The sequence below is a fragment of the Labilibaculum sp. genome (assembly GCF_963664555.1).
Taxonomy (GTDB): Bacteria; Bacteroidota; Bacteroidia; order Bacteroidales; family Marinifilaceae; genus Labilibaculum.
This window is the reverse complement of the sequence record NZ_OY761461.1, coordinates 3,896,621-3,909,186: the sequence shown is the minus strand read 5'-3', so window position 1 is coordinate 3,909,186 and position 12,566 is coordinate 3,896,621. Positions and strand designations below refer to the sequence as shown.

The following is a 12,566-nucleotide window of genomic DNA, read 5'->3' as shown; positions in this document are numbered from 1 at the left end:
GTTATGCTGAACTATAGTTTTAAAAGATCTTTCATACCAAAAAATCCTTTCTTTTCAGGCATGAATTCTGCGGCTAAAACAGCACCAAGAGCAAAGCCCTTTCTACTATAAGCCAAATGTTGAATACTGATCTCATCAACTTCTGAATGCCAGGTAATTGAGTGCGTGCCCGGAACAGAACCATGTCGCTTAGCAAATATACTAAGTTCGTCTTCCTTCATACTTGTGGCTTCAATCCATTTTGTTTTTTTTGGATGATTCTCAATAATTCCTTCAGCTAAAGTAATTGCCGTTCCGCTTGGCGAATCTAACTTGTGAATATGATGAATTTCTTCCATGTCGGCATTGTATTCGCTGAAAGGCGCCATAAGTGACGCTAGTTTTTTATTGAGTTCGAAGAACAGATTTACTCCTAAGCTAAAATTTGAGGCATAGAAAAAGCCACTGCCTAGCTGACATTTTTCTTTAATTAAATCTATTTTATCCAGCCATCCTGTTGTGCCAGATACAACGGGAACATTGGCTTCAAAGCAAATCTGATAGTTGCTAAAGGCTGAATCAGGATTTGTAAATTCAATTGCAACATCAATATTTTTAAGGTTCTCAGTATGCAAATCGGCTTGATTTTCCTGATCAATTATTAATCCTATTTGATGGCCCCGGGTTAGAGCAATTTGTTCAATTTCCTTGCCCATTTTTCCGTACCCAATAAGTGCTATTCTCATGTGTGTTTTTTTTAGGAGCTTGTATGGCTAATGGTTTTACTCCTGTTTAATGATTTCAAAAATAATAAATCCAAGGCATAATAAACTGCTAAGAGTCGATTATTGTCTTATTTGAAAATGCTTTTTCGATAATCAGTATTAAGACCCCATTAAGCATTTGGATTTAGGAGATAAACAAAAAAAAACGGGATTGTACAAAACAATCCCGTTCTAAAGTAAATAATTTATAATGTTATTTAGCTGTCTGAGCTTTTCCAACAACAGCTTTAAATGCTTCAGGATGATTCATTGCCAAATCAGCTAGAACCTTACGGTTAATTTCGATGTTAGCTTTATGCATCAAACCAATCAATTGTGAATATGACAAACCTTCTAGTCTGGCAGCAGCATTGATACGCTGAATCCACAATGCTCTGAAGTTTGATTTCTTCTTTTTTCTATCACGGTATGCATACTGCAAACCTTTTTCCCATGTGTTTTTTGCTACCGTCCAAACGTTAGCTCTTGCACCAAAGTTACCTCTGGTTTCTTTTAAAATCTTTTTTCTTCTAGCTCTTGAAGCTACAGAATTTACTGATCTAGGCATTGTTTCTGTTTTTAGAATGTTAGCGTTCCATTTAAGGACTCTTTTTTGCTAAATCACCCGGTTAATAAACTTTAAAAATCAAATACTGATTTTTACAACATATTAAGCATTAACTTAACGTTTTTCTGGTCTGCTTTATTTACAGAACCAAAGTAAGTAAGATTTCTCTTTCTTTTAGTGCTTTTTTTAGTCAAAATATGACTTTTAAAAGCGTGCTTTCTTTTGATTTTTCCAGATGCAGTCAAAGTAAATCTTTTCTTTGCGCTGCTATTTGTTTTCATCTTAGGCATTGTACAACTAATTATTGATTATATATAAATTACTTTACTTTTTCTTTGGTGTTAAAAACATGGTCATACGTTTTCCTTCTAATCTTGGCAGTTGTTCAACTTTACCAAGCTCTTCAAGATCCTGAGCAAATTTTAATAAAAGAATCTCACCTTTGTCTTTAAAAAGGATTGATCGACCTTTAAAGAAAACATAAGCCTTTACCTTCGAACCTTCAGTTAAGAATTTTTCGGCATGCTTTAATTTAAAATTGTAATCATGTTCGTCGGTATTTGGTCCGAAACGAATTTCTTTCACTACAACTTTAACCGCTTTAGCCTTTAATTCCTTTTGTTTCTTTTTCTGCTGATAAAGATACTTTTGGTAATCAGAAATCTTACAGACTGGTGGATCGGCATTTGGTGAAATTTCAATTAAGTCCAATTCCTGTTCCTCAGCAAATTTTAATGCTTCAGCAATAGAATAAACTCCTGGTTCTACGTTCTCTCCAACAACGCGAACGCTACGTGCCCTAATTAATTTATTAATTTTGTGTAGAGCTTCCTGAGGTTTTCTTGGCCCCCTGTTGTTTTTATGTTGAAATCCAGCTATGTCTAGGTCCTCCTAATTAAGTTAGTATTTTTCAATAGAAGACATTTGATCTTCTACTTCTTTATTTATAAAATCTGTAAATTCCTGAATGCTCTGAGAACCCAAATCACCTTCTCCTTGTCTGCGAACAGAAACAGTACCCTCGGTAGCTTCCTTTTCGCCTACAATTATAAGGTATGGGGTCTTTTTCAATTCGCTGTCACGGATTTTTCGACCGATTTTCTCATTGCGATCATCTAATACGGCGCGAATATCGGAATTATTTAACGAATTTAAAACTTTTTGGGCATAATCGTTATATTTTTCGCTAATTGGCATAATAACAACCTGTTCAGGTGTTAACCATAAAGGAAATTTACCACCAGTATGCTCCAGTAAAACGGCAACAAATCTTTCCATAGAACCAAATGGAGCCCTGTGGATCATGATAGGTCGATGTTTCTGATTATCACTGCCAACGTATTCTAACTCGAATCGTTCCGGTAAGTTGTAATCAACTTGTATGGTTCCCAGCTGCCATTTACGGCCAATTGCATCTTTAATCATGAAATCGAGTTTCGGACCATAAAAAGCCGCTTCTCCATATTCAACAACGGTATTTAAGCCTTTTTCTTCAGCCGCTTCGATAATGGCTTGTTCTGCTTTATCCCAATTTTCGTCGTTGCCAATATACTTTTCCCGGTTTACTTTATCGCGTAAAGATATTTGAGCAGTGTAGTCTGTAAAGTTTAGTGCTTTAAAGATAATGAAAATGATATCGATAACTTTCTTGAATTCATCTTTCAATTGATCTGGTGTACAGAACAAGTGAGCATCATCTTGTGTGAAACTTCTAACACGGGTTAAGCCGTGCAATTCTCCACTTTGTTCGTAGCGATATACAGTACCAAATTCGGCATATCTAACAGGCAGATCTTTATATGAACGAGGTTTGAATTTGTAAATTTCGCAATGATGCGGGCAGTTCATTGGTTTTAGCAGATATTCTTCTCCTTCTTGAGGAGTTTGAATTGCCTGAAATGAATCTTCACCGTATTTTTCGTAATGACCTGACGTTTTATACAAGTTTATGTTTCCAATATGAGGAGTAATAACCTGCTCGTATCCAAATTTTTTCTGTACGCGTTTCAAGAAAGTTTCTAAACTTTCTCTTAACTGTGCACCTTTTGGTAACCACAATGGCATTCCCTGACCCACATTTTGAGAGAAAGTGAATAGTTCCATTTCTTTCCCAAGTTTTCTGTGGTCGCGTTTTTTGGCTTCTTCCATCATTATCACGTATTCATCAAGGTATTTCTTTTTAGGGAAAGTAATTCCGTAAACACGTGTAAGCTGCGGGCGTTTTTCATCACCTCTCCAGTAAGCTCCCGCAATAGAGTTTAATTTGATGGCCTTAATATAGCTGGTGTTAGGCAAGTGTGGTCCTCTGCACAAGTCAGTAAAATTTCCTTGTTTATAGAAACTGATGGTGCCGTCTTCCAGATCATTGATTAACTCCAGTTTGTATTCTTCGTTTTTTTCTTTAAAAAACGAAATAGCTTCTTCCTTGGTAACATCTGTACGCTTGTATTCACTCTTGTTTCGAGCAAGTTCGAGCATTTTTTGTTCAATCTTAGGAAGATCTTTATCGGAAAGAACCATTCCGTTTCCTAAGTCAACATCGTAATAAAAGCCCATTTCAATAGCCGGACCAATACCAAATTTCACTCCGGGATATAATGCTTCCAATGCTTCTGCCATAAGGTGAGCTGAGCTATGCCAAAACGCATACTTACCTTCAGCATCATCCCAAGTATGTAATTTAATGTTTGAGTCTTCGTTTATTGGACGAGAGATATCCCAAATTTCATCATTTACAGTTATAGATAAAACTTCTTTGGCAAGGCTGTTACTTAGACTTCTGGCAATACCAAGGCCAGAAATCCCTGCTTCAAACTCTTTTACAGAATTATCCGGAAATGTAATTTTAATCATTATATAATTTTAAAAATTTGTTTTTTTTTATTCAATCCACAAAGATATAACTTTCTACTTAATTTTCAGATGAATTTGCTTGCCAATATTTGGGTATTGTAAGAATAATGTCTGAAAATTTTTACGGTTTTATTCTTAACAGTTGGAAGCGGAGTAGTCTTTTTACCCGATAAGGAAGAATGACAATGAGTAAAATTAAACAAATGATGCGTGGTAACAAATAATTATCAAGTAGTAATTTTTCTTTTCTGTAAAAAAGTGGAATCTTTGAGAGATTAATAAACAACCGATACTAAAATTTAAAATTATGAAGATAAGTCGACAGATATTAACTTTCTGCATCCTTATGTGTTTTGGTTTTTTGTCTTTTTCACAGACTGAAAATCAGAAGATAAGCATGGAGGATTTGATGCTTAACGGCACTTTTAGTCAGAAATCTGTTCAAGGATTACTATCGATGAAAGATGGTATTCATTACACAACATTAGAAGAAGGTGGTACTAAAATTGTGAAATACAGTTATGCTACAGGCAAGGTTGTAGATACTTTGTTGAATTTGAATCAAATAAAAGATGTGGAAATAAAGAGCATTAATGAATATGAGTTTAGTGCTGATGAAAGCCGTATTCTGTTAATGACAAATCCGGAGCGCATATACCGACGTTCTTTTACTGCTGATTATTTTGTGTTCTCTTTTAAAAACAGAGAGTTGGTTCCTTTGTCGAAGAATGGAAAGCAGCGTTTGGCTACTTTTTCGCCGAATGGCAATCGGATTGCTTTTGTTCGTGATAATAATCTGTATATTCATAATGTTTTGTTTGGTTCTGAAATTAGAATCACAAAGGATGGGGAATGGAATAAGATACAAAACGGAACACCTGACTGGGTTTATGAGGAAGAGTTTGAATTTAACAGGGCTTTTGAATGGTCTCCCAATAGTGAGTTTCTTGCTTATATGAAATTTAATGAAGGCGATGTGAAGATGTTCAATATGAATAAATTTGAAGGTTTATATCCACAGATAAAAGAGAATGCTTTGTATCCCGAAAATTATACTTATAAATACCCAAAAGCAGGAGAGAAGAATTCAACGGTTGAGGTGTTTGTTTATAATATTGAAGACCGAATTACGAAAAGAATGGATGTGGGTGAGGAGAAGGATCAGTACATTCCCCGCATTAAATGGACTCAGGATCCTAAAATGCTAAGTATTTATCGATTGAATCGTCATCAGAATAAACTGGAACTGTTGCTTGCTAATGCTAGAACCGGTAGTTCGAATATAATGTATACACAAGAGAATAAGTATTACATCGAGGAAGGAAATTTTGATTTCTTAACCTATTTAAATGATGGCAGGCATTTTATTTATTTGGACGAAAAGGATGGATTCAATCATTTGTATTTGTTTGACATGGTGACAGGTAAATCAGTACAGCAAATAACAAATGGGGATTGGGATGTAACTGATTTTATAGGATTTGATGAAAAAAATCAGGTTTGCTACTATCAATCAGCCGAAGTATCGCCAATGGATAGAAATGTTTATTCGGTGAAATTAAATGGCACGGCAAAAAAAATGCTCACTCCTGATAAAGGAACTAATAATACTGTTTTTAGCAACGGTTATAAATATTATATCAATTATTTTTCCAGTATAACTCAACCCGAAACTGTTAGTCTGTTTAATAGCAAAGGTAAAATGATTCGGGTCTTGGAAAACAATGAGGAGTTGGTTGCCAAATTAAAGGAGTATCAGTATTCGCCAAAAGAATTCACAATGCTTCCTGCTGCCGATGGAATGACGATGCTGAATGCTTGGATGATTAAGCCATTTGATTTTGATCCATCAAAAAAATATCCTGTTTTAATGACACAATACAGCGGGCCAAACTCGCAAAGTGTTCTTAATTCATGGAGTTTTGATTGGTACCAATATTTAGCTCAGGAAGGATATGTTGTTGTTTGTGTGGATCCTAGAGGTACAGGTGCCCGGGGACAAATGTTTAGAAAATGCACCTACATGCAATTGGGAAGGTTGGAATCAGACGATCAGATTTCCGCAGCCCGCAGCTTAGCCAATGAAAGTTTTACAGATGAGAATAGAATTGCTATTTGGGGATGGAGTTACGGAGGTTTCATGTCTACACTTTGTTTGGAGAAGGGAAGTGATGTATTTGCTGCTGCAATTGCTGTTGCACCGGTAACGAACTGGCGGTATTACGATTCTGTTTATACCGAGAGGTTTATGAGAACCCCTCAGGAAAATGCCAATGGATATGATGATAATTCACCTATTAATCATGTTGATAAATTGAAAGGATCGCTTTTGCTTTGCCATGGAACGGCTGATGATAATGTTCACATTCAGAATACTTATGAGTTGACAGAGCGTTTGGTGCAGGCAGATAAGCAATTTGAAATGCAGGTTTATACCAATAGGAATCATAGTATATATGGTGGCAAAACAAGATTGCATTTGTATAATCGATTCAATAAGTTTTTAAAAGATAATTTATAGTCAGTAAAATGACAAATGAATTGGAAAGAGGAAATTGTTTTTGGTGATTTCCTCTTTCCTTTTGCTCAAATAGTCAGTTTTTTAGCTGTGTCAGTATTCTTTTTTTGATATTTTTTTTTAAAAATCTCTTGTCAAAAGCATTGGAATATCTATATTTGCAACGCTAATAGTAGGAACAACGGTTCTTATTAATATGCGAGAATAGCTCAGTTGGTAGAGCACAACCTTGCCAAGGTTGGGGTCGCGAGTTCGAGTCTCGTTTCTCGCTCAATGATTATTGAAGTTTATCCTTTTGTTCAGTAATTGGTGTTTTGTTAAAAGGAAAATGCGAGAATAGCTCAGTTGGTAGAGCACAACCTTGCCAAGGTTGGGGTCGCGAGTTCGAGTCTCGTTTCTCGCTCAGTTAAAACTGTTTCATCAATATGGAACAGTTTTTTTATGCTTTATAATTTGGATGGTATTTTTGAATCAAAAAAAAAGGACTACTATAGAAGCAATCCATTCACTATTAAATTGGTATAATATATCAGTTGTTAGAATGTGAATCCAAAATCTAAGCTAACTAACCAAGCATTTAAACCATCACTTCGGTCATAGTAGGCAGTTCGCAATCCAATTCTTTTTAATTGACCAGTTTTATTTTTCCGCAGAGGAGATTTAAAATTGCAAATTCCCATAACCGGTGAATATTGAAAGCCAACACCAACTTTATAGCTGTTAAAATCCGATAAATCGTAATCCGAAGTATAAAATTCAGGAGTGTTTGATGCGCTGGCTTGTCCGAACTTATAGAAATCATCAGCAGCAGTTTGATTGTGATATCTAAAAAACGGCGAAACGATAAACGATGGACTTACCGTCATTGGAAGTTCTATGCTTGCTGTATGAGCTGAAATTCCCCATGAATCAGAATAGTATCGATAGAAGGTTTTTAATCGGATAAAATCGCTTAAATAGTAGTTCCATCTTATCGAGATAGGGATTTTGGTTCGACTGTCATCAAGATGTTCTATATGACTCCTTGTTGCCAACTCATTTTTGTTATCTGCAAAAGCAGAAGCATCATCAAAAAATACCCGGTGAAATGGAGTGGATAACAGTCCGCTTTGTGAAACTACTTCCATTGAAAATAAGGCCTGTGAACGTTTATTGATTACTTGAGAGTATGATAAGCCAAATTTTAAGGTTGCACGCACGTCATCTTTAAGATTTGCACTGCTAGTACCTCTTAATTCTGTAGGATAAAGTAATTTCCATTTATCGCTCATATACAATCCATCAATGGTAAGAGATCTGTTCTGATCTTTAGAATTGATGGTGTATGAACCACCTGCATGATATGAGCTAACATCAAACTCCTGCGAGAATCCGGCTAGAACGCTGTAAGCATTGCCCGAATTAGCTAAAGTGTGAGAATAAGATGCATTAATATGAGCTCTTGCATCCATACTCGAAGCAGATGTTTTGTGAGTGTCGAAGTAATCGATATTGTCAGTCGAAGCTGAGGAATAGATATCAATACCAAAATTTAAATTCAGGCTCGATAAGGAATCAACAGGAATGTGAACCACAAAGCTTGGGGCTACATTAGTTAATTCTTCGGTTCCTTGTCCGCCGGTAACAGGAGAATGATCGCCATCCTGCTCGTAGTAGTTAAGCAGGAAATCCACTTCGGTCTCTTTGTAATCTTCCGATGATTTTACTTTTTTACGACTGTTTTCTTGTTTGTCGTCGATGCTGTTTTTATCTGTTTGGGCATTTACTGCAAATACTACTGATAATAGCAATGTTAGGGATAAAATAGTTTTTAGTTGCATCCGCATCCTCCTCCTGATTTTCCTCCATTGGCACCTGCTGCACCTTCTCGGTAAGCCTGGAAGTTTGATTCGTAAACTTCAAGTTTTTTGGCCTGAAGTGCCATTTCTTCATCATTTAAATAGGTTTTTTGATAAGCTGCTACTGAAACACAGCTGTTCATTGCAATCATCGCAAATAAACCCATGATGACTAAGTTAATTTTCCTTTTGTTTTTCATTGGTTTCTCCAATTTGTATTTGATAATTATTTTTTTTTTTGTTGTTCTGATATTCCAGTTTTAGATTGTTTGAAGTAATCAGTTTTTGATCATCAGTGACTAAAATGCACTCAATACCATTTAACCGATTAATTAATTCAAGTCCATTGTCTTTTCCTAAAACAAAAACAGAGGTTGCCAGAGCATCAGCCAGTTCTGCATTGGGACAAATAACTGTAACACTGCTTAAGCCCTTCACAGGATAACCTGTTCTTGGATCGATAATATGACTGTATTTTACGCCATTGAATTCAACAAACTTCTCATAGTTTCCTGATGTTACAACGGCTGTTTCTCCAATTGTTAGCCAGGAGTAAATCTGGTTTTTGTTCTTGGGGTTTGTGATACCAATTTTCCAATCTTTACCACCTTCATCTTTTCCCCAGCTAATTAAATCTCCTGATGCATTTACAAGTGCTCCGTCTAAATTCATTTTCGCCATCAATTCAAGAGCCTTATTTGCAGCATATCCTTTACCTATGGCTCCAAAGCCTATTTTCATTCCGGCTTTTTTTAGGAATACGCTGTGTTTTTCTTCATCAAGAATAATGTTTTTGTAATTTATTTTTGAGACTGAAGCAGTAACAGATACTGAGTCGGGCATGCTTTTCATACTGCCGTCAAATTTCCATATTTTATCCATTGAGGCGTAACTAATATCAAAAGCACCGTGGGTAAGATTAGAAATTTTAATCGATCGACGAATCAAATTGAAAAGTTCCTGATCGACCACAACGGGTTTGATTCCAGCATTGGCAATTATTTTACTGGTTTGTGAATTTGCATCCCATGATGAGATTAGGAGCTCAATTCGTTTAATTTCATCAATACCTGTTTTTATGGCCAGTCTGGCTTGATTTTCATCACTTGTTACAGCTGTCATTTCAAAACGAGATCCCATTAGTAACAATACTTCGGTATACGATTTATTATTTTGAGATGAAGCTGAAAACAAGGCTCCCGTCATTAGAAGTAATAAGATGCCAAATTGTTTCATGCTTTATTGTGCGATAAGAGATTGGATGTGTTTAATGTAGGCTTCAGGAGAAATTTTTTTGTATCCTGTTTTCCCGATAACTTTTGCATCCGAATTCATTAGAATGATGGTTGGAAATTGTCCATTTGAATTGTAGTTGGCAGCTAAAGATTCATTAATAATAGTTTGCTTTTTCGATAATTTATTCTTTTTCAAGCGAGGGAAGTCTACGTCTAGAATGACTAATTTTTCTTCTGCAAATTTTTTGAATTTATCTGTATTTAAAATTGTCTTTTTAAGCAGAATGCATGATCTGCACCAATCCGAGCCAGAGAAGTTAAGGAATATGGTTTTGTTTTCTGTTTTTGCTTTTTGTAAGGCTTCTTCTAAATTGTTTTGCGCCATTGCTGATGCACCATAGAAAAAGGTTAAGCAAATAAGCAGCAGTGATGTTTTTATAATTTTCTTCATAAATGTCATTATTTACTATAAGTATAGATACTTTAATTTCAGTATTTATTTTTAATAAATCAAATCTATGAAAAATATGTCTTGTGCGATGTAATTAAATTGTTAAAAGATGCAAAAATAAACATATTTAGATTGTACAGTTGCGAAAGATATTATTAAACACCTTTATAAGCTAATGCCATTGTTGTGTAAAATGCTTTTTGCCTCGTTGCCAATTATTGGTTTTAGTAGAGAAACCAATTTGTCAATTTTTTCATTGTTGATATCCAAAAGGCCAAGAAGTATGTAAGCAGACTTACGATCTTGTGGTGCATCTTTTACAAGTTCAATTAAAATTTTAGCTCCAGAGCTATATTCTTTATTGGATATAACAGATAGATTCACGAAAAATTGACTTGCTGTTCTTATAACATCTCCTTCTTCTTCAACTTGAATAAAAGGAAACAAACCCATGATCGCTTTTGGTTTATTTTTTCGGATGGCAGCACTAAAAGCAGTTAGCATTTTAATTCTTTCTGCGCTGCTGGTGTTTAATTGAAGATGATCGTACATCTGGAACAGAACCGGGATCATCTTCTTGTTTTGACTTTCACCATAAAGAAAACAGGTTCTGAATGTCATCACTTGAAATTCATTTTTGTCTAATTCATTCCATTTTTCAGGTTGAACTGCCAATTTATCCAGGTAGGAGTAATCTTTTTTGTTTTCTGCCATGTGTTCTGTAATAATATCCGGCAAAGATAGAAAATGAATTTCATCTCCAAAGGACATTAAACAAAGGGTGATCAATTTTTTGAAGAAATTTCATGAATGTGTGATTTGGTTTTGCATTTGTATCTTTTTTGTTAATTTTGCTAGCCCTTGCCCAGGTGGCGGAATTGGTAGACGCGTCAGCTTGAGGGGCTGGTGGCCGCATGGTCGTGCAAGTTCGAGTCTTGTTCTGGGCACATATGAAAAAAGCAGAGGGGTAACCCTCTGTTTATAAGACGTTTCTAAACGTACAGGCATTAGGTTCAATCAAAAGTTCAATCATTTTTTTTGAAAATCAGAGCCTAAATGATATTCAATAGCCTGAAAAACTGAAAATTATGGTTTTTTGCCTTCCGATTTACGATCCAACACAAGTGATATTTCAATGAGATATCAATCACCACAAATCAAAATAAGATCGTATAATAGAATGAACTTTTCTATGTTGTCCTTTGCTTGTTAAAGACAAAAGAGGAGTTGAATCCATTTATTGATGAAACTGAAAAGGAATATAATCACAAGACCTTACATGTTTTTTTTAGAAGACGTGCTTTTATTCCTAAAACAGCAAGGCAATTTACCGATTATTTATTGACTGAAGGAAAGCTTCAGGAAAGATCTTTGATTCAATGATCGGATTTTTAAAGACCTCTTCTAATGTACTTATTCCTTGTGAACTTATAGAAAATAATTCAGTTTAAACTCTCTTGAAAATGTTCTTCTTTCATAATTATTAAATAATCATATCTTAAGTCTGTGTCTATGCAAGGGTTTTACTTTCAGCAAATTGAAATAGTCAGAAAGGATAAAAAATACAATTTCATCATTATTGGAAGTGTTTCATAAGTCTGAAAGTAGTTAAATGAATAGTATTATTTATTAAGTTACTAAAATACTTTTAAAAACACAGAATTGATTCTTTTTTGCTTGGCTATTCCTTGAGTTGTATGTTTTTATTTTATCTTTAAAACGATATTTTGAAAAAAAACAGCAAATAATGAGTTCATCAATTCAGCATATAGATTATTTTTCTGTAAAAAAAATGAAGCGTGGGGATGCAAATGCATTTGATGATTTGTTTAAAAAGTATTCTTCACTTTTATTTAATTTTGCTGTTAAGTATTTAAAGTCGAAAGAAGAAGCAGAGGAAGTTGTGCAGGAAGTATTTCTTTATGTTTGGGATAAAAGAGATGGTTTAAAACCTGAACATTCTTTCAATGCTTATATTTTCACAATAGCCTATAATATTATTAAGAAATATTTTATTAAAAAATCTAAGGATAATGCTTTTAAAGATGATTTGATTTATTCTTTGCTTAAAGAGGAAAATAATCTGGACAAGACCATAGATTATAAATTTTTTCTTGAAAAGGTGGAGCTGGTTATTGATGCTTTACCAGAAAGGAGAAAAGAAATTTTTATCAAAAGGAAGTATTACGGGCTTTCAATTAAACAAATTGCCGAAGAACTTGAAATCTCTCCTAATACCGTAGAAAATCAGCTTGCTTCTGCTCAGAAGCAAATTCTAAAAGAACTTTCTAAAAGAAAATTGGCAGGAGTACTCTTTTTTGCTTTTTTTGTTTCGATTTAATGAGAATTTAATTCACTGG

General features: G+C 34.7%; 12 protein-coding genes and 3 tRNA genes. 5 read left to right on the top strand and 10 right to left on the bottom strand.

The features are described from left to right. Positions 1 to 11: 11 nt before the first annotated feature. The 5 genes from dapB to thrS form a co-directional block, all read right to left on the bottom strand. Entirely contained in the window at positions 12 to 725 is a 714-nt protein-coding gene (gene dapB / locus ACKU4N_RS15410) for a 4-hydroxy-tetrahydrodipicolinate reductase (protein ID WP_321317837.1), read from the bottom strand. 232 nt (positions 726 to 957) lie between these two features. Continuing rightward, the gene (rplT, locus tag ACKU4N_RS15405; protein ID WP_101261379.1) at positions 958 to 1,311 is read right to left on the bottom strand and encodes a 50S ribosomal protein L20; all 354 of its coding nucleotides are present in this window, start codon (positions 1,309 to 1,311) and stop codon (positions 958 to 960) included. 92 nt (positions 1,312 to 1,403) lie between these two features. Then, positions 1,404 to 1,601: a 50S ribosomal protein L35 gene (gene rpmI / locus ACKU4N_RS15400; RefSeq protein ID WP_101308886.1), complete on the bottom strand. Its 198-nt coding sequence runs from the start codon at positions 1,599 to 1,601 to the stop codon at positions 1,404 to 1,406. A gap of 34 nt (positions 1,602 to 1,635) precedes the next feature. Continuing rightward, positions 1,636 to 2,190 (bottom strand): translation initiation factor IF-3, encoded by a 555-nt coding sequence (gene infC / locus ACKU4N_RS15395; protein ID WP_321322750.1) that lies wholly within the window; start codon positions 2,188 to 2,190, stop codon positions 1,636 to 1,638. A 21-nt stretch (positions 2,191 to 2,211) separates the two neighbouring features. Then, positions 2,212 to 4,164 carry a threonine--tRNA ligase gene (gene thrS, locus ACKU4N_RS15390; protein WP_321317830.1) on the bottom strand — a complete coding sequence of 651 codons (1,953 nt, stop codon included), beginning with the start codon at positions 4,162 to 4,164 and terminating at the stop codon, positions 2,212 to 2,214. A 307-nt stretch (positions 4,165 to 4,471) separates the two neighbouring features. Between thrS and ACKU4N_RS15385 the strand changes: the two genes are divergently transcribed. From ACKU4N_RS15385 to ACKU4N_RS15375, 3 genes are all read left to right on the top strand, one after another. Then, positions 4,472 to 6,685, top strand: coding sequence for a S9 family peptidase (locus ACKU4N_RS15385; RefSeq protein ID WP_321317828.1), 2,214 nt, complete (start codon positions 4,472 to 4,474; stop codon positions 6,683 to 6,685). 195 nt (positions 6,686 to 6,880) lie between these two features. Then, positions 6,881 to 6,953, top strand: a tRNA-Gly gene (locus tag ACKU4N_RS15380). Between the two features lie 59 nt (positions 6,954 to 7,012). Continuing rightward, positions 7,013 to 7,085 (top strand) — tRNA-Gly (locus tag ACKU4N_RS15375). Positions 7,086 to 7,218: 133 nt separating this feature from the next. Here ACKU4N_RS15375 and ACKU4N_RS15370 read toward each other — a convergent pair. The 5 genes from ACKU4N_RS15370 to ACKU4N_RS15350 all read right to left on the bottom strand — a co-directional run bounded on the left by ACKU4N_RS15370 (position 7,219) and on the right by ACKU4N_RS15350 (position 10,920). Then, on the bottom strand, positions 7,219 to 8,508 hold the full coding sequence (locus ACKU4N_RS15370) for a DUF3570 domain-containing protein (RefSeq protein ID WP_321317826.1): 1,290 nt from the start codon (positions 8,506 to 8,508) through the stop codon (positions 7,219 to 7,221). Further along, complete coding sequence (locus tag ACKU4N_RS15365; protein WP_101308891.1) at positions 8,493 to 8,720, bottom strand: DUF4266 domain-containing protein; 228 nt, start codon at positions 8,718 to 8,720, stop codon at positions 8,493 to 8,495. The genes ACKU4N_RS15370 and ACKU4N_RS15365 overlap by 16 nt, the downstream gene beginning before the upstream one ends. Continuing rightward, a complete protein-coding gene (locus ACKU4N_RS15360) occupies positions 8,698 to 9,756 on the bottom strand; it encodes an FAD:protein FMN transferase (RefSeq protein WP_321317822.1) in 1,059 nt (352 codons plus the stop codon). Before ACKU4N_RS15360 ends, ACKU4N_RS15365 begins: the two co-directional genes overlap by 23 nt. Positions 9,757 to 9,759: 3 nt before the next feature. After that, entirely contained in the window at positions 9,760 to 10,206 is a 447-nt protein-coding gene (locus tag ACKU4N_RS15355; RefSeq protein ID WP_321317820.1) for a thioredoxin family protein, read from the bottom strand. Positions 10,207 to 10,371: 165 nt separating this feature from the next. Then, a complete protein-coding gene (locus tag ACKU4N_RS15350; protein ID WP_321317819.1) occupies positions 10,372 to 10,920 on the bottom strand; it encodes a hypothetical protein in 549 nt (182 codons plus the stop codon). Positions 10,921 to 11,069: 149 nt separating this feature from the next. Here ACKU4N_RS15350 and ACKU4N_RS15345 point away from each other — a divergent pair. Both ACKU4N_RS15345 and ACKU4N_RS15340 read left to right on the top strand, forming a co-directional pair. Continuing rightward, positions 11,070 to 11,153, top strand: a tRNA-Leu gene (locus ACKU4N_RS15345). A gap of 746 nt (positions 11,154 to 11,899) precedes the next feature. Further along, the gene (locus ACKU4N_RS15340) at positions 11,900 to 12,547 is read left to right on the top strand and encodes an RNA polymerase sigma factor (RefSeq protein WP_321317817.1); all 648 of its coding nucleotides are present in this window, start codon (positions 11,900 to 11,902) and stop codon (positions 12,545 to 12,547) included. Positions 12,548 to 12,566 lie beyond the last annotated feature (19 nt).